Source organism: Kitasatospora sp. NPDC059088 (assembly GCF_042738155.1).
GTDB lineage: Bacteria > Actinomycetota > Actinomycetes > Streptomycetales > Streptomycetaceae > Kitasatospora.
The window spans coordinates 1-17,164 of sequence record NZ_JBHYGR010000168.1 but is presented as its reverse complement, the minus strand read 5'-3'; the positions used below and the strand labels follow the sequence as shown (position 1 = coordinate 17,164).

The 17,164-nt window shown below is 72.9% G+C and carries 16 protein-coding genes and 1 pseudogene; 12 read left to right on the top strand and 5 right to left on the bottom strand.

The window, feature by feature from the left end:
- A pseudogene (locus ACFWXO_RS40655) lies at positions 1 to 1,055 on the bottom strand (hypothetical protein); the annotation flags it as partial.
- Between the two features lie 304 nt (positions 1,056 to 1,359).
- Positions 1,360 to 2,034 (bottom strand): TetR/AcrR family transcriptional regulator, encoded by a 675-nt coding sequence (locus ACFWXO_RS40650; RefSeq protein WP_380531126.1) that lies wholly within the window; start codon positions 2,032 to 2,034, stop codon positions 1,360 to 1,362.
- A 141-nt stretch (positions 2,035 to 2,175) separates the two neighbouring features.
- Here ACFWXO_RS40650 and ACFWXO_RS40645 point away from each other — a divergent pair, with 141 nt between their 5' ends.
- On the top strand, positions 2,176 to 4,431 hold the full coding sequence (locus ACFWXO_RS40645; protein WP_380531123.1) for an MMPL family transporter: 2,256 nt from the start codon (positions 2,176 to 2,178) through the stop codon (positions 4,429 to 4,431).
- Between the two features lie 54 nt (positions 4,432 to 4,485).
- Here the strand turns inward: ACFWXO_RS40645 and ACFWXO_RS40640 are convergent, their stop codons facing one another.
- On the bottom strand, positions 4,486 to 5,625 hold the full coding sequence (locus ACFWXO_RS40640; protein WP_380531120.1) for a Gfo/Idh/MocA family protein: 1,140 nt from the start codon (positions 5,623 to 5,625) through the stop codon (positions 4,486 to 4,488).
- A gap of 79 nt (positions 5,626 to 5,704) precedes the next feature.
- Positions 5,705 to 6,736: an aldo/keto reductase gene (locus ACFWXO_RS40635; protein WP_380531117.1), complete on the bottom strand. Its 1,032-nt coding sequence runs from the start codon at positions 6,734 to 6,736 to the stop codon at positions 5,705 to 5,707.
- A 106-nt stretch (positions 6,737 to 6,842) separates the two neighbouring features.
- Between ACFWXO_RS40635 and ACFWXO_RS40630 the strand changes: the two genes are divergently transcribed.
- Entirely contained in the window at positions 6,843 to 7,298 is a 456-nt protein-coding gene (locus ACFWXO_RS40630) for a MarR family winged helix-turn-helix transcriptional regulator (RefSeq protein ID WP_380531114.1), read from the top strand.
- Between the two features lie 153 nt (positions 7,299 to 7,451).
- Here the strand turns inward: ACFWXO_RS40630 and ACFWXO_RS40625 are convergent, their stop codons facing one another.
- Positions 7,452 to 8,789 carry a GH1 family beta-glucosidase gene (locus tag ACFWXO_RS40625; RefSeq protein WP_380531111.1) on the bottom strand — a complete coding sequence of 446 codons (1,338 nt, stop codon included), beginning with the start codon at positions 8,787 to 8,789 and terminating at the stop codon, positions 7,452 to 7,454.
- Positions 8,790 to 9,099: 310 nt separating this feature from the next.
- Between ACFWXO_RS40625 and ACFWXO_RS40620 the strand changes: the two genes are divergently transcribed.
- The 10 genes from ACFWXO_RS40620 to ACFWXO_RS40575 form a co-directional block, all read left to right on the top strand.
- On the top strand, positions 9,100 to 9,459 hold the full coding sequence (locus tag ACFWXO_RS40620; RefSeq protein WP_380531108.1) for a hypothetical protein: 360 nt from the start codon (positions 9,100 to 9,102) through the stop codon (positions 9,457 to 9,459).
- Positions 9,460 to 9,798: 339 nt separating this feature from the next.
- The gene (locus tag ACFWXO_RS40615) at positions 9,799 to 10,125 is read left to right on the top strand and encodes a MazG-like family protein (protein WP_380531105.1); all 327 of its coding nucleotides are present in this window, start codon (positions 9,799 to 9,801) and stop codon (positions 10,123 to 10,125) included.
- Entirely contained in the window at positions 10,122 to 10,304 is a 183-nt protein-coding gene (locus ACFWXO_RS40610) for a hypothetical protein (protein ID WP_380531102.1), read from the top strand. Before ACFWXO_RS40615 ends, ACFWXO_RS40610 begins: the two co-directional genes overlap by 4 nt.
- A gap of 103 nt (positions 10,305 to 10,407) precedes the next feature.
- Positions 10,408 to 11,748 carry an NUDIX domain-containing protein gene (locus ACFWXO_RS40605; RefSeq protein WP_380531099.1) on the top strand — a complete coding sequence of 447 codons (1,341 nt, stop codon included), beginning with the start codon at positions 10,408 to 10,410 and terminating at the stop codon, positions 11,746 to 11,748.
- A 13-nt stretch (positions 11,749 to 11,761) separates the two neighbouring features.
- A complete protein-coding gene (locus ACFWXO_RS40600) occupies positions 11,762 to 12,055 on the top strand; it encodes a hypothetical protein (protein WP_380531097.1) in 294 nt (97 codons plus the stop codon).
- A 69-nt stretch (positions 12,056 to 12,124) separates the two neighbouring features.
- The gene (locus ACFWXO_RS40595) at positions 12,125 to 12,805 is read left to right on the top strand and encodes a hypothetical protein (RefSeq protein ID WP_380531094.1); all 681 of its coding nucleotides are present in this window, start codon (positions 12,125 to 12,127) and stop codon (positions 12,803 to 12,805) included.
- A gap of 98 nt (positions 12,806 to 12,903) precedes the next feature.
- Complete coding sequence (locus tag ACFWXO_RS40590) at positions 12,904 to 13,539, top strand: Scr1 family TA system antitoxin-like transcriptional regulator (protein WP_380531091.1); 636 nt, start codon at positions 12,904 to 12,906, stop codon at positions 13,537 to 13,539.
- Between the two features lie 40 nt (positions 13,540 to 13,579).
- Complete coding sequence (locus tag ACFWXO_RS40585; RefSeq protein ID WP_380531088.1) at positions 13,580 to 14,419, top strand: PP2C family serine/threonine-protein phosphatase; 840 nt, start codon at positions 13,580 to 13,582, stop codon at positions 14,417 to 14,419.
- Positions 14,420 to 14,659: 240 nt separating this feature from the next.
- Entirely contained in the window at positions 14,660 to 15,949 is a 1,290-nt protein-coding gene (locus ACFWXO_RS40580; RefSeq protein WP_380531085.1) for an esterase/lipase family protein, read from the top strand.
- Positions 15,950 to 15,960: 11 nt separating this feature from the next.
- Positions 15,961 to 17,164, top strand: a 1,204-nt coding sequence (locus tag ACFWXO_RS40575) for an alpha/beta fold hydrolase (RefSeq protein ID WP_380531082.1), incomplete at its 3' end; no start/stop codon positions are given.

The window sequence follows — 17,164 nt, the reverse complement described above, 5'->3', positions numbered from 1 at the left end:
AGCCGCCCGCGGTCGCGGGTGGGCGCGCGCGCCCCGTCGTACCCCGGCCCCCGCGCGCCCCACCCGCGGCGGGGGGGGGGCCGCAGCAGCGCACCCACGGCCCCGGCCGCCACCACCTGCCACCAACGCGCGCCGGGCCCGGCGGTGGGCAGCAGGCGGTACGTCAGGCAGGCGGTGAGCAGGGCGCCGACGAACAGCAGCGCGCAGAACGCGAACGCCGCCAGGTAGCGCCGGGTGGCCCGGTCCAGCGAGAGTTGGCGGTCACGGCGGAAGGCGGCCATCGGCACCAGCATCCAGGCGGCCTCACCGGCCACGACGACCGCGTAGGGCAGCCACTCGCCGACGAAGTGCGGGACGACGGCCAGCACGCACCAGAGCAGGTAGGCGGCGATCACCGCCCGCAGGTACGGGTGCGGTCCGGGCAGGCGCCAGCAGCGGACCGCGGCCACCGTCAGGGTGAACACCAGGGTCGCGGCGAACTCCCTGACGGCGTACGGGCTGAGCCACCCGTCCAGCCAGGCGAACAGCGCGGTGTGGTGGAGCGGGTTGGGCAGGCCGTACCACGCGGGCACCTGGGCGGTGTTGCCGAAGGCGAGCAGGGCGCTCCAGGCGGCCACCGAGGCGGTGATGCCGCGCCAGGCCCCGCCGAGCAACCTGCCGTCGGGAAGCCAGAGCGGGAAGCCGATCACCACGGAGGCGTTGGCGATGTCGGCGGCCAGCATCACCCCCGCGACCACCGTGACGGCCGTCGGTCCGGCTCCGGCCAACGCGGCCGCCAGCAGCGTCACCATGCGCAAGGACTGCAGCAGACCGGCGAACAGCAGCAGCGCCCCCAGGGCCTGGCCGTTCCGGTTCACCACCAGGAACAGGCCGGCGAGCGTGAACGCCAGGCCAACCGCCACCCAGACGCCGTTGTAGAGGTACTGGTCGCTGACGCCCCCGACCCCGGGGTGGGTCAGCGCGAGGAGCGACCAGGCCGCCACGCACACCAGCGTGGTCCCGGCGGCCGCGAGGGCCGTGGCAACCCCGGCACCGCCGACGCCGAGCCCTCTCATCCGCCCACCTCCCTGCCGCACCCCATCCTGCCCGGCGCCCCGTCCCGACCGCACGGGCCACCGGTCCCTCTCCCGCCCCACGTGCACCACACCGGCCGAAGCACTGTATGGCTACACTCCGTGGCCGACCGGTGTCGAGCCGTACGTACGGTCACCGCCCGTCAGCGGGTGGGATTCGCCCGTTCGGCCGCGCCACGCGCGGTGCCCGCCGCCGCCGGGGCCCACCGAGGATCGACCGGGACACCCGTCGGACGGGTGGCGATACGTCAGCGGCGGCTGTGACCGTCCGCCGCGCGGGCCCTGGTCACCACCGGTCCGCGGCCGGCGACAGGCCCGCGGTGCGCGCGGCGACGCCCGCCTGGACCGCGAAGAGGCGGTCCCGCGCGTCCTGGTCGAGCGCGTGGAAGTGGCCGTGCGCCTCCAGGGCGACGAAGCCGTGCACGGTGGCCCAGGCCAGCATCAGGGCCTCCCCCGCGTCCGGCACCAGTGGGCTGCCGAGCCGGCCGCGCTCGGCCGTGTCGGCGACGAGTTCGGCCATGTGCTCCATCGCCCGCCGGGCGGCCACCACGGTCGGCCCGTCCGGCGGGGCCGCGTACCCGGGCACGGGGGAGCCGAAGATGAGGGCGAAGCGCTCCGGATTCCGCTGCGCCCAGGTGCGGTAGCCGGTGCAGGTGGCCACGAAGCGTCCGTCCAGGTCGTCCGGCGGCACGGTCCCGCCGGTCGCCGCCAACGCGTCCGACAGGCTGTCGTACGAGTCGGCGACCAGGGCGGTGAGCAGCTCGTCCCGGTCGGCGAAGTAGCGGTACAGCGCGGGCGGGGTCATCCCCATGACGCGGGCGATGTCGGTGAAGCGGAGGTTCGCCGCGCCGCGCTCGACGATCAGGCCCAGGGCCGTGTGCTTGATCTCCTCCACGGTGTCGGCGCGCAGCCGCTCACGGCGGCTCCGCCCCCCGCCCTCCTCGGTCGCCCCACCCGTCATCACATCTCCATCGGCTCGCTGCACCGGTCACCGCATTGACAATCCGTACCCGTCGAAGGAAACGTTACGCTTCATAAGACCCGTTATGAAGCGTAACGCTCTGCCGGGGGCCGCGCCCCTGACGACGCACGGAGGACCACTATGTCCCAGGGACCGCGCGAGGACCGGCGGACGGCCGCCGGGGGGAACGGGCCGCACAGGCCCGGCCCGCTCGGCCGAATAGCCGGTTGGAGCTTCCGCAACCGGGGCCGCACGGTGCTGCTCTGGCTGCTCGCCGCCGGCGCGGCCTTCGGCCTCTCGGCCGGCCTCGGCGGCAAGTACAGCGCGGACTACACCGCGCCCGGCTCGGACTCCCAGCAGGCCCAGCAGCTGCTGGCACGGGACTTCCCCGGGCTGGGCGGTGAGTCGATCAGCCTGGTACTGACCACCGACGGCAGCGTGACCGACGCCGCCACCCGCGACCGGGTCAAGGACCTGCTCGCCCGGATGGCCCAGGTGCCGCACGTCAACGGCATCGACGACCCGTACGGCCCGCGCGGCAGGGTGTCGGCCGACGGCCGCACCGCCCTCGGGCAGATCCGCCTGGACATCGCCGTCGCCCCCGACATGCCGAAGGCGGACACCCAGCGGCTGCTCGACCTCGCCCGCTCCGTCGACGGCGGCGTGCGCGTCCACCTCGGCGGCATGGCGGTCCAGCAGGCCGAGCAGGGCGCGATCGGCTCGGAGGCCATCGGCATCGCGGCCGCCGCCGTGATCCTGGTGATCACCTTCGGCTCGGTCGTGGCCGCCGGCCTGCCGATGCTCACCGCGCTCGGCGGGCTCGCGGTCAGCAGCGCCCTGCTGCCGGTCCTCGCCGCGATCATGCCGGTCCCGGACTGGTCGACCTCGCTCGCCGCGATGCTGGGCATCGGCGTCGGCATCGACTACGCGCTGCTGCTGGTCACCCGGTTCCGCGAGTGGCGCGCCGAGGGACTCGACCCCGAGGCCGCCACGGTCGCCGCGCTGGACACCGCGGGCCGCGCGGTCGTGGTCGCCGGGATGACCGTGGTGGTCAGCATGCTCGGGCTGTTCGCGATGGGCCTGTCGTTCATGCGCGGCGCCGCGGTCTCGGCGATCCTCTCCGTGCTCGTCGTGATCGCCGCGTCCGCCACCCTCTTCCCCGCCCTGCTCGGCTACCTCGGCCGCCACGTCGAGCGCCTCCGGCTGCCCGTGCCCCGGCGCCGCGCCGCCCGGGGCGGGAGCCCGGTGGGCGCCGGCTGGCTGCGCTGGAGCAGGCTCGTCGAACGTCACCGCGTCCTCGGCGCCGTCACCGGGGTCGTCGTCCTGCTGGCGCTCGCGGCGCCGTTCCTCGGCGTGCGCTTCGGCTTCCCCGACGCGGGCAACGACCCCGCCGGGCGCTCGAACCGGCTGGCGTACGACACGGTGGCCGCCGGATTCGGACCGGGCAGCAACGGACCGCTGGTCCTGGTCGCCGAGTCGGCGCCGGGCACCCCCGCCGACGCGACGGCCTCGCTGCCCGCCGCGCTGAAGGCGGTGCCCGGCGTCACGGCCGTGAGCCCGCCGGTGCCCGGCGCCGACGGCCGCTCGCTGCTGCTCACCGTCGTCCCGGACAGCGGTCCGCAGTCCAGCGCCACCAAGACCCTCGTCCGCGACCTCCGCGATCACGTCATCCCGGCCGCGGTCGGCCCCGGCGTCCGGGTGCACGTCGGCGGGGCGACCGCCGCCGCGATCGACAGCACCGACAACATCGCCGGCCGCATCCCGCTGCTCGTCGGCGGCGTGGTCACGGTGTCGATGCTCCTGCTCCTGGTGGCCTTCCGCAGCCTCGCCGTCGCCCTCAAGGCCGCGGTGATGAACCTGCTCTCCGTCGGCGCCGCGTACGGCGTGGTCGCCCTCGTCCTCGAAGGCGGCACCGCCGGCCGGTTGATCGGCATCGACAGCCCCACCCCGCTGCCGGCCTTCGTCCCGGTGCTGACCTTCGCCGTCCTGTTCGGCCTCTCGATGGACTACGAGGTCTTCCTGGTGAGCCGGATGCGTGAGGCCTGGCTGCGCACCGACGACAACGCGGAGTCCATCGTCAGCGGACTGGCGGGCACCGCGCGGGTGATCACCGCGGCGGCGACCATCATGGTCGCCGTGTTCGCGGCCTTCGTCCCGGCGCCCGACCTGCCGATCAAGGTCATCGGCGTCGGCATGGGGTCGGCCATCCTGATCGACGCCACGCTGGTCCGACTGCTGCTGGTACCGGCCGTGATGCACCTGCTCGGCCGCGGCAACTGGTGGCTGCCCGGCTGGCTGGACCGCCGCCTGCCCCACCTCCACGTCGAAGGACACACCGACTTCTACCAGCCGCACACCGCCGCCGAAGCACCCCGCTCCCCGGCGGCGGTCGGGTAGTCGCCACAGCGGTGGTCACCACAGCGGACCGCGGGCGCAGGTGAGATCAGCACGTCAGGTCAGCACGTCAGGTCGGTCTGTCGTCACGGCGGATTCGATGCTGCGGTGCCGGGCGGCGCCGTGCGCGAAATCGGGTACCGCCGACGTGCCCTCGCGCAGGTCGTCCAGGAACTTCTGGTAGGCGTGAGCGACCGCGTAGAGCGGCGCGTCGGCTCGGGGATCGAGGTGCGGGACGCGAACGTACGACTCCGGCACCGGCAGGGGAGCGAGTCCGGGGGAGGTTCCGCGGCCGCCTTCGAGGGCGACCGGGCTGAGCTGGGGATGGCCGACCGGGGCGGTGAGGACGAGGTCGCCCTCGGTGCCGTTGATCTCCCAGCGGAAGTTGGTGCCCCGGGACATGCCTCCGCGGTAGTGGAAGGTGACCACCGCGCCGCCCGGCAGCCGTCCCGAGGCCACCACCTGGTCAGCGGCGGTCATGGGCACGGGCTGTCCGCTCTCGGTGTCCATGGCCGACGTACGCCGCGACGCCAGTCGGATCCGCAGCCCCTCGGGCTCCCCCAGGACGGACGCGAGTCCGTCGAGGGTGTGGCCGAAAGGAATGGTCAGCAGTGTTGCGCCGTTGGCGGCGTCGAGCACGTAGTGATCGCCGGGGCCGACGGTGGCGCCCCAGGCACCGCCGGAGCCGACGACCGTCGTCGACAGCACCTCCCCCACGTAGCCGTCGGCCACCAGATCCCGTGCGTACGCGAGGGCCGGATGCGACCGCGCCTGGAGTCCGACGACGGTCGGCACAGCGCGGCTGCGCGCTTCCCGCGCCATCTCCTCGGCCTCCGCGAGCCCGTTGCCCAAGGGCCACTCGCACAGCACGCTCTTGCCCGCGCTCAGCGCCGTCCGCACCAGTTCCCGGTGGTGCGGCACCTTCACCGCCACGACCACGAGGTCCACCTCCTCGCAGGCGACCAGTTCGGCCGCCGTCCCGAAGGTTCGGGAGACGCCGTGCTTCTGTCCGGAACGCTCCGCCGACTGCTTCGAACTCGTACTCAGGGCCTTCAACTCGTACCCCGGGACGGCCCGCAGCGCCGGCAGGTGGGAGCGTTCGGCCCAACTGCCGTGCGCCCCGAGGCCGATGATCCCTACTCCGATCGGCTTCTCGGACCGGACCAGCTCGGTGAGCGGTGACGCAGAGGTGTTCACGATGCGCAGCCTGTTCTGTGGGTGGATGGGGCGGAGATCCGCGCCCGGTGGGCACGGGAGTCCGGTCGGCCGTCGGCGGTCAGTTCCGTGCGCTTGCCGACGGATCCGGGCCGCGTTCGGAGTCCAGCAGCGCCATGAGGGGCGCGGCGTAGCGGGTTCCGGCCACCGCATCGGCTGGGACGGCCTCGTCGATCGCGCGGAGGTCCGCGTCGGTCAGGGCGACGTCGGCTGCGGCCAGGGCCTCCGCGACGCGGTGGGGTCGCCGGGCGCCCAGGACGGCCACGACGGTGCCGCGCTCGCGGCTCCGGGCGATGACCCAGGCGGTGGCGAGTTGCGCGACGCTGATGCCGCGCGCGTCGGCGAGAGGCCGCAACCGTTCGACGAGGGTGAGATTCGCGGCAAGGTTGTCGGGGTGGAATCGGGGCAGCCAGTGGGCGCGCGGGTCGCCTCCGGCGGGTTGCCGGTACGTGCCGGTGAGCAGGCCGTGCGCGAGGACCCCGTAGGCGGTGACGCCGATCCCCGACTCGCGGCAGGTGTCCAGGATGCCGTTGGCCTCGGGACCACGGCTGAACAGGGAGTATTCGATCTGAACATCGCAGATCGGGTGAACGGCATGGGCACGGCGGATGGTCTCGGGCCCCACCTCGGCGAGCCCGATGTGCCGCACGTACCCGGCCTGGACCAGCTCGGAGAGGGCGCCGATGGTGTCCTCGACCGGGGTGTCGGGGGCGAGGCGGGCGGCGCGGTAGATGTCGACGTGGTCGGCGCCGAGGCGGCGCAGCGAGTAGGCGAGCGCGTTCTTCACGTGGGCGGGACGGCCCTCGATGCCGACGAAGGATCCGTCGGGGCCGCGCAGAGCGCCGAACTTGACGCTCAGCAGCGCCTTTTCGCGATCGCCGGCACGCAGGGCACGGCGGATGAGGTCCTCGTTGTGGCCCATGCCGTAGAAATCGGCGGTGTCGAGGAGGGTGACGCCGGCGTCGAGGGCCGTGCGGATCGTGGCGATGGCGTCGGCCTCGTCGGCGGGGGCCGTGTGGTCGGACATGCCGGCGCAGCCCAGTGCGAGCGGGGGGACCTGCGGGCCGCCGGCTCCAAGGGGTCGGGTTTGCACGGTGCCTCCTGCGGGGCGGGAAGGATGGACGCGGCCGACAGGGGCTGCCGAGGGCGCAGCCGACTGCTAGCGTTGACATCTCAACACTAGGAAGAGGCGCGTTGATATGTCAACACCGAACGCGGAGGCCGCCGCTCCGGACGAGGCCACGACCGACGCCATGGGCGGGCCCGTCGATTTCTGGAGCGCCTTCAAACGCGCCCACGAGGTCGTCCGCGCCCGCGTGATCGCGGACACCGCCGAGGCGGCGGGCCTGTCCGAACCGGACCTGACGATCCTCGCCGACCTCAACAAGGCGGGAGGCAGCCTGCGCCAGAGCGAGCTCGCCGCGTCACTCGGCTGGGACCGCACGCGCGTCTCCCACCAGCTCACCCGCATGGGCAAACGCGGACTCGTCACCCGCGAACGCGCCGGCGGCGTCACCGTCGCCCTCACCGACTCCGGACGGGCGGCCATCACCGCCGTACACCCCGGCCTGGACACCGCAGTACGCCGCCACCTCACCGACAAGCTCTCCGCACAGGAGATCGAAACCCTGATCTCCGTGTTCCGCCGGCTGTAGGCGCCGGCACAGCGGCGCTCCGGCCGACCGCCGCCTCTCACCCGCGCCGGCGGCGGAGGACGAGTCAGCCCAGCCGGTCAGGGCGGCGGTCACGGAGCCACTTCGCCACTTCCCCACTTCGCCACAGCAAGGTGACGGGAAGGATCGGCCCACCTACGTGGTGGACCGCCTCCGGTGGGCGGCGATGAGGTCGCGGTACCAGGCATACGACGCCCTCGGGGTTCGGCGTTGGGTCGCGAAGTCGACGTGGACGAGGCCGAAGCGCTGATTGAACCCCTCGGCCCATTCGAAGTTGTCGAGGAGGGACCAGGTGTAGTAGCCGCGGATGTCGAGGCCTTCGGCGGTGGCGGCGGCGAGGGCGTCGAGGTGGGTGGCGAGGTAGTCGATGCGGAAGGTGTCGTCGAGGTCCTCGGCGGTGGAGCAGCCGTTCTCGGTGATGGTGATGGGCGGCAGGGCCTTGCCGTAGAAGTCCCGCAGGTGGATCAGGAGTTGGCGGAGGGCGTCGGGGACGACGGGCCAGCCGAAGGCGGTGTGGGGGGCCTCGGGGATGTCGACGAGGTCGAAGGGCAGGCCCGGTTCGGTGGGGGCGGAGACGCGGGTGGGGTTGTAGAAGTTGAGGCCGAGGGCGTCGAGGCCGGGGGTGTGGATGAGGTCGAGGTCGCCGGGGTGGACGGCGCCGAAGATGTCGTCGGGGACGCCGAGGGCGGAGAGGTCGGGATAGCGGCCGAGGAGGACGGGGTCGGCGAACAGGCGGTTGTGCAGGGCGTCGTAGGCCGCGGCGGCGGCCGCGTCCTCGGGTGAGGAGGTGGCCGGCTCGACCGGGGTGAGGTTGTTGGAGAGCATCACCTCCAGGCCGCGGTCATGGAGGACGGAGGCGGCCAACCCGTGGGCGAGGAGCTGGTGGTGGGCGGCCGGGAGGGCCTCGAACATCAGGGTGCGGCCGGGGGCGTGGGTGCCGAGGGCGTAGCCGAAGACGGTGTGGACGAAGGGCTCGTTGAGGGTGATCCAGGTGGGGACGCGGTCGCCGAGGCGGTCGGTGACGACGGCGGCGTAGTCGGCGAAGTGGTGGGCGGTGTCGCGATTGAGCCAGCCGCCGTGGTCCTCCAGGGCTTGCGGGAGGTCCCAGTGGAAGAGGGTGGGGAGGGGGGTGATGCCCGCTTCCAGCAGCGCGTCCACCAGGCGGTCGTAGAAGGCGAGTCCGGCGGGGTTCACGGGCCCGCTGCCGGTGGGCAGGATCCGCGACCAGGCGAGGGAGAAGCGGTAGCCGTCGAGGCCGAGGCCCTTCATCAGGGCGATGTCCTCGGGGTAGCGGTGGTAGTGGTCGCAGGCGACCGCGCCGGTGTGGCCGTCGCGGACGACCCCGGGGCGGGCGGTGAAGGTGTCCCAGACGGACGGGCCGCGGCCGTCCTCCGCCACCGCCCCCTCGATCTGGTAGGCGGCGGTGGCGGCACCCCAGCGGAACCCCGCCGGCAGGTCGTAGCGGTCGGGCATGACAGCCTCCTGGCGCGAACACGACGGAAACGTGAGGGGTACTCATGTTACCGGCGGGGCGGCGGAACACCAGGGGAGGCGCATCGCTCCACGAAGATCGCAACACCCGATGGCTCTGAACCCACTTGATCCTCAGTGATCGAAAGGGCGTCCGACTGGTGTCCATCAGTCCAAATCCCGCCAGATCAGGGCCCATCGCGGCTGCCACACGTGATCCCTGATGACCCATCATGACGCCAGGACGCACATGAAGGGCTCAGCTCGTATCGGCCCAGCTCAACCCGAGCGGTCCGGACCCGAGGAGCAGCGTATGTGCCGCAACGTCCCGCCGTCCGTCCTGGCCCCCGTGGAGGATGCTGCTCGTGACGGCATCGAGCGCTTCGGCGCCGGGTGCCTGATCCGCGACCGCGGCCGGATCCTGCTCCTTCGGCGGAAGCACGGCGGGTTCGTCCTCTTCGTCTTCGCCACCAGCGAGTTCACGGGCGAGCTGGCCGACGTCGAGCCGGACGAACACCTGGAGGTGCGCTGGCACCCCGCCTCCGACGTCATGCTCAGTCCGATGTTCCCGACCTCCAAGGCCGCGGTGGAAGCGCACCTGGCTGGCGGGCGCGCGTTCTCCACCCACGGATTCGACGCCGCCTCCGGAAGGCGGGAGCTCGTCCAGACATGACCGGCGCCCGTGGGGAACGCATGGACTACAGCACTTGGCCCCGAGTTGTCGCCGTGGACGTGGAGGGCAACGACGCCCAGCCGCCGGACCTGGTGGAGCTGGCAGCCGTCCCGGTGGTGAACGGCAGCCCGGCGCCCGGCCTCGACACGCTCCACCCTGATCCGACCGCCCCGGCCTGCCCGGCCACCCCCAGCCTCAGGAGGACCCGACCTCGCGGTGAGCGGCCCGACCCGAATCGAAAACGTGCTCTTCGGGGTCTTCGACCCGGGCTCGCCGAGAACCGCCGGGAACCTCCCGGCGCTTGGATGCGAAATCGAACAGGGAGCAGGATCAACCCCCATGGAAGAGCTGCTGCAAGTTGCCAACTTGGTTGCCAATAAGCTGAATTCGCGCTTCAAGGACGATCCCGAAAAGCTCCGGATGCTGCAAGGACTCAAGGTCCAGGAGGAGGCCGGCGAACTCGCCCAGGCCATCATCGGAGCGCTCGGGGTCAGCCCGAACAAGGGCCACTCCCACACCTGGGACCACGTGCGCGCCGAGGCGTGCGACACCGCCCTCACCGCCCTCGTCACGCTCTGCATGCTCGGCGGCGACCCCGAATGGTTCCTCACCGAGCACCTGCGCACCATCCGCACCAAGACCGAGGGCTGGGAGGGCACCGCTTGAGCAGCACGCAGCAGCTCGACCTGACGGCCGAGGACGAAGCCGAGATGATGGAGTACCTGCCGCCCGAGAGCGACGCCGAACTCATCTCCGGCCGCAAGGCCGGCGTGTTGGCCACTGCCCGCGCCCGTTCGTCGCCTGGCTCCAGAGCGAGGTACGCCCCGGCGACGTCGTCCTTGTGAAGGGCTCCCGCTCAGGGAAGCTCTGGCAGGTCGCCGAGACCCTGGCCGGGCAGCCGGTCACAGCCTGGGGCGACTGGAACCGTACGAAGGAGGAGACCACCGCATGATCTCGTACAAGCTGCTCGCCGAACAGGCCCTGACCGAAGGCATCCAGAAGCTCGCGGCCGGAACCGTGGTGCGCGACCCGCAGGGCCGCATCCTGATGCTGCGCCGCAAGCAGGACGACGTGCTGCCCGGCCTGTGGGACTACCCGGCCGGCGGGCTGAACGACGGCGAGGACCCCCGGGACGGGGCGATCCGGGAGCTGGCCGAGGAGGCCGGCCTCCACTGCTCCGACATCGAGTACGTGCGGGCCCTGGACTTCGTCGACACCCGAGGCCGCCTGACCCGTCAGTTCGTCTTCACCTGCACGGTCCCGGACGAGACCGCGGTGACCCTCTCCGAGCACGACGCCTTCGGCTGGTTCCGCCCGGACGAACTGCCGCCGACCAGCGACGGCTACCGCGAGGTGATCGCCTGGCTCACCCACCGCCTCGCCGCGGGGTGGCAGCCCGCCAGCCGCTACCTGGGCACGATCGACCGGCCGATGACGTGGGCCTGCTTCCTGGCGCGCGACCACGAGGGCCGCGTCCTCGGAATGCGCAACTCCGTGGACACCGAGCGCTGGGACTGGCCGGGCGGGAACTCCGAGCCCGGCGAGTCCCCGTTCGACACCGCGCTGCGCGAGGCCCGTGAGGAGATCGGCCTCGACCTGCTCGCCGAGAACCCGGACCCGGTCGGCCGACAGCGGCTGATCGCCGTCATCCACCAGCAGGCCGACCACGTCCGACCCGTGCCGTCGATCGGCTGGGTCTTCGACGGCGGCACGCTCACCGATCAGCAGCAGGCCCGCATCGTCCTCGACCCGGCCGAGCACTGCGAGTTCCGCTTCGAGACGGACTACACCTGGCGCCACTTCATGACGCCGCAGGAGTACCGGGACCTGCTCCAGGTGCTGCGCGCCGCCCGCTCCGGCCGGGTGCTCTACATCGAGCGGCCGACCCCGGCGCACCAGGACTTCGAGGGCATCGTGGTGTTCGTCACCACCCCGGACGGCGAGCTGCTGGTGCACCACAGGGACGACAAGGAGGGCATCGCCTGGCCGGGCTACCGGACCCCGATCGGCGGGTGGCGTGAGCACGATGAGACGCCGCGCGAGACCGCGACCCGGGAGGTGTTCGAGGAAGCCGGGATCACCATCACCGACGTCCGGGAGCTGCCCGGCCCCCGCCACGAGCACGTCTCGGCGATGACTCGCGTCCTGCACGCGGTGTACACCGGCCCGAAGGACGCGATCCGGCTCGGCGACGAAGGGGTGGGCATCGCCTGGGTGCCGTTCTCCGAGGTCGCCGCACTCAAGACCCCGCCGTACGTCGCCCACTACCTCGACCTGATCGGAGCCTGAGCATGTCCGGGAGGTGGCCGCCCTGATCCGGGCCGAGCTCACCGCCGCCGGCCCGGAACTCCCGCCCGCCGAGACGCACTTCTGGTGGCACATGTCGTGCGGCTACGGTGTCCAGGACACCGACACCCCCGAACTCGCCGCCCGCTCGGACCGCCTCGCCTCCGACCTCGGCCGCCGGATCCGGCCCGGAATCCGCACCAACGCCACTGTCTCCAGCGTGTGGCCGGTGTGGGAACGCCAGCACCCCGCTCCAGCCCCCTGCTACGCCTTCGAGCGCGTCCGCCGTTTGCGTCTCGGCCAGTCCTGACCCAGCAGCGGCGAGGCCGCGCCGCCCCACGCGGAACGGCTGCCGCACCAACGTGACGGAGAAGCGATCGTGGAGAAGTTCGTTCCGAAGTTCCAGGGCGCGCCGTGGCCCGACGGCGCCCGCGTCCTGCACGTCTACGCCGTTCCGGACCTGCAGGCCGACCTCGCACTGGCCCGGCTGGTCGGCGACTGCCGGGAGGCGATGAGCCCCTACCCGATCACGCCGCTCGGCGACGGCACGCTGCACTGCACCATCGAGATGGTCGCCGACACCACCGCCGACAAGATCACCCCGGAGGAACGCGACGACCTGGTCGCCGCCCTCCACACGCACCTGGCCTTCACCGGCCCGCTGGAAGTCACGGCCGGCAGCCCGATCGCCAACCGAGCCGGGGCCTTCCTGGACCTCGGTCCCGACGAGAGCCTGGTCGACCTGCGCGAGCGGGTCCGCGATGCGATTCACGAGGTCCGCGGGCCCGGCGCGCTGCTCCACAACGGCGGCCGACACCACATCTCGCTCGGCTACGCCTGGGCCGATGCGTCCTCCGGCGCGCTGCAGACGGCCCTGCGGAAGATCTCGCCCAGCCACGCCTCCGTTCGCTTCAGCGCGCTCCGGCTGCTAGACGTGACGTTCCAGCAGTTCCCACGTCCGGGTGGCGAGTCGGCCTGGGAGCTGTCCTGGGAGCCGGTCGCGACCATCCCCCTCGCTGGCGGCTCCGACGGTGCCGAGCCGTCGCAGCCCGCTCGCTGACCCCGCGTTCGCCGTCCCCGCCCGGCGCGTGCGTGCGCCGGGCGGGGAAAACCAGTCCAGCAGGCCCCGCACCGCAGCCCGTTCCCAGGAGGAACCGCATGTCCGACCCCACCCTCCCCACCCCGGACCTCACCGCCACCGCCCCGGCCGCCATCGACTGGCCGGCTCTTCTCCGGCAGGGGACCGGCCCGACCCAGGCCGAGTTCCGCCGACTCGTCGAGCAGACCACGCACTACCACGGCTACAGCCCCGCCCTCGTCTGGGGAAACCTGCAGACCCGCGCCTACGCCGAGGAGGTCCTGCGCCTCGTCGTCGACCTGCACGGCATCCCGCGGGACATCGAGGCCGGTGCCGCCGAGCGCGTCGCCCGCGCCCAGTACTTCGGCGTCGGCGGACGCACCTTCCACGTGCTGCTCGGTGAGCAGGCGCTGCGCACCGGCATCGGCGGCCCAGAGGTCATGCGGGCCCAGCTCGAACACCTCCTGGAGGCCCTGGCGTTGCCCGGCCTCGCCCTCGGCATCATCCCCACCCGCGCGCGGCTCGCTGTCTACCCCGGCGACGGATTCGGGATCTTCGACGGCGCCCGAGTCGAAGTCGAGGGCTACCGAGGGGGCGAGACGATCACCGGCGACCGTGTCCAGATCTTCCACCGGGCCTTCGACCGGCTTCACGAGTCCGCCGTGTACGGAGACGACGCCCGGGCCATCATCACCACGGCCCTGCACACCGCCTGAGCTCCGACCACCGCTTCCACACCCGCGAAGGACACCCCCGATGTCGACCACCTCCACCGTGCCCGTCGTCCGCACGGGCGAGCGCGCCGGACAGGACAACCGCCCCACCGAGGACCGGATCGTGGTGCTCGACCACGCCCTGGTCGTCCTGGACGGCGTCAGCACCGTCACCGACGAGCAGCCACGCGGCGGCTGGTACGCCGGCGCCCTCGGCGAGCGGATCGCCGACCTGCTGACCCGAACACCCCGCGCCGACCTTCGAGACGTCCTCACCGCCGCCATCGGCGGCCTCGCCCGCGACCACCACCTGATTCCCGGGCGCTCCCCGGCCGCGACCGTCGCCGTCGCCCGCCTCGCGGACCACCAGGTCGACGTCGCCGTCCTCGGCGACAGTCCGATCACCGCCATCCACCGCGACGGCACCCTCCTGCAGCTCCGGGACGACCGTCTCGCGCACCTCGTCGACGCCCAGCCCAAGACGTCCCTCTACCGGTCCCGGCTCCGCGACGGCCACGGTTTCGACGAGCGCCACCGCGAAATCCTGCGCGAACTGCGGGACTTCCAGAACACCCAGGTCAACCGCCCCGGCGGGTACTGGATCGCCGAAGCCGACCCCGAGGCCGGCCAGAACGCCATCACCGCCACCTGGCCGACCGACGGCCTGACCGACCTGCTCCTCGCCACCGACGGCATCACCGAGGCCGTCGACTCCTACGCCCTCCTCACCTGGCCGCACATCGCCGCGCTGTCCCGGGCGCACGGACCGGACACCGTCATCGACAGGATCCGCTCCTTCGAGGCGGCGGACCCGGACGCCCGCCGCCACCCGCGCTACAAGACATCGGACGACGCAGCCCTGGCCCACTGGCTCCTCGCCTGATCTGCGGGAGTGTTCGGTCGGTCCTCGGCAACCCACCGGCGGGGCGGCGGAACGCCAGAGGACCCGGTCGGCGCGAGGCCCCGGGTGTCATCGTGCCGGGTCGCCCGGGTTCGCGTCCTGACCATGTGGTCGGCGACCACAGCAGGGTCGCCGGGGTATGGGTCGCCGCCATAGGGAGGGCACTCCGGCGTTCGTAGGGTGTCGCGAACCGGCGGCGCGATGCGGAGGAGTGGACGCGGCATGGAACACGGCTCGGGGAGAAGCAGTGGTGGGCGCAGAGGCGCGGGTTGGCTGCTCGCGACCGTGCTGGTGCTGGTGGGTGCGGTCGTCCCGGCGGGGCGGGCAGCGGCGGCGGTGCCCGCCAACCTGACCCTGGAGGCGACCTACGGCACCGTCGCCAACGGCTGGGACCGCGTGGAGCGCTACCTCGACACCACCGCCGGCTTCCGGCAGGAGCAGTACCCGCCGGACGGCCGCGGCGACCAGGACGGGCAGCGGCTGACCTTCTTCGGCGGCGTCAAGCAGCCCTTCTCCGGCCGCTTCCTGCTCTACTCGGCCCCCGGCTGGAACACCGGCGCGCACCCGGTCCCGGTACTGCTGGTGCACGGTGCCAACGACAACCCGGACCGGGCCTGGGCCAACCCCGGCGAGTCCGGCGGGTACGGCTGCGGCTCGACCTCCTGCCCGAACACCGGGCTGATGCAGAACCTCGCCGGGCGGGGCTACCGGGTGTTCGCGATCGGGTTCGCCCACAAGCAGGGCGACAACCTGATGCAGGCCCAGGAGGTCGGCGACGCCGTCGCGCTGATCCGCGCCAAGCTCGGCGTCCCGCAGGTCGACGTGGTGGGCTGGAGCAAGGGCGAGATGTCCGCGCGGGCCTACGTCTCCTCGGTGAAGCCCTCCTGGGGCCGCCCGTACGCGGGCGACGTGCGCAAGCTGATCACCCTCGGCGGCCCGAACGGCGGCTACGACTACCCGTTCGCGCACGGGTGGGCGCACGACTTCTCGATCTGGCCGCAGTGCGGCGGCGCGGTCAACGCCCCGTCCCCGCACCTGCGCATGACCTGCTACGGCACCTACACCGCGCACCCGGAGTTCTCCTTCACGGCGGCGGGCGGCTACGACGACTACCCGGGGCAGCGGCAGATGCTGGCACGCTGGGACTCGGTGTTCGGCGTCGACCAGACCCAGCAGGACTGGTACACCACCTACTACGGCGGGCAGGGCTTCTACACCGACGGCGGCGGCATCCAGGCCGCGATCGACGCCGGCTCGCTGATCGCCCCGCTGCACCGGGCCGGAGTGCCCTCCTCGGTGACGGCGTACCTCCTGGCCGGCGGGACGCCGAGCATCGTCGGGATCTTCAACGAGAACCGGGGGCCCAGCGACGGCGTGGTGTTCGTGTCCAGCGCGCTGGACACCACCGGCTTCGGCACCGTCGGCGGCACCGCGCTGATCCCCCTCGCCAACCACCTGCAACTCGGCTGGGACGGCGCCGCGGGCGCGCAGGTCGCCGGCTGGCTGAACTGAGGACGATCCGGATGACCACCGAGCGACCGACGACCGAGCAACCGACCACCGAGCAACCGACCACCGAGCGACTGGTCACCGAACGACTGGTCACCGAACGACTGGTCACCACCGACCGGCTCACCGTGCACCACGCCGAGGTCGAGGGCCGCACCGGGGAACCCGTGGTCCTGGTGCACGGGAACGTCTCCTCCGGCGCCTTCTGGCACCCGACCATGACCGCGCTCCCCGACCGCTACCGCCCGCTGGCACCCGACCTGCGCGGCTTCGGCCGCACCGAGCCGCTGCCGGTGGACGCCACCCGGGGCCTGCGCGACCACAGCGAGGACCTGCTGTCCTACCTCCGGGCGCTGGCCCTCGGCCCGGTCCACCTGGTCGGCTGGAGCATGGGCGGCGGCGTGGCGCTGCAACTGCTGCGCGACCGCCCGGAGCTGGTCCGTACGCTCACCCTGGTCAATCCGGTCTCCCCCTACGGGTTCGGCGGCACCCACGGGGTGGACGGGCGGCTCAACTCCCCCGACGGGGCCGGCTCGGGCGCCGGCGGCGCGGCCCCCGAGTTCGTCCGGCTGCTGGGCGAGGGCGAAACGGGCTCCGGGTCGCCGTTCGCGCCGCTCTCCGTGCTGAACACCGCCTACGTCAGCGAGCCGCTGCCGGACCCGGACCGCTACCTGGCGGCGATGCTGACCACCCGGACCGGCGAGGACCACTACCCGGGCGACAGCCGCCCGAGCGGGGCCTGGCCGGGCTTCCGGCCCGGCGACCGCGGGGTGCTCAACTCGATGGCGCCGACCCACTTCCGGATCGACGACCTGGAGTCGGTCGAACCGAAGCCGCCGGTCCTGTGGATCCGCGGCACGGCCGACGTGATCGTCTCCGACACCTCGCTCTTCGACCTGGCCCACCTGGGGGCGATCGGCGCCGTCCCGGGCTGGCCCGGCGCCGACACCTGCCCGGCGCAGCCGATGGTGGCGCAGACCCGCGCCGTCCTGGACCGCTACGCCGCCGCGGGCGGGCGGGTGCGCGAGGTCACCGTCGAAGGGGCCGGGCACAGCGTGCAGGTGGAACGGCCGGAGGAGTTCCTGACCGCGCTGGTGGAGGTGCTGGGCGGGGGGGGGGGGGGGGGGCGCCGGGGGGGGGGGCCCCCCCCCACCCCCCGGGGGGGGGGGGGGCGGCCGGCTCCGCGGGGGGGGGGGGGAGCGGCCGCCGCACCGAGAC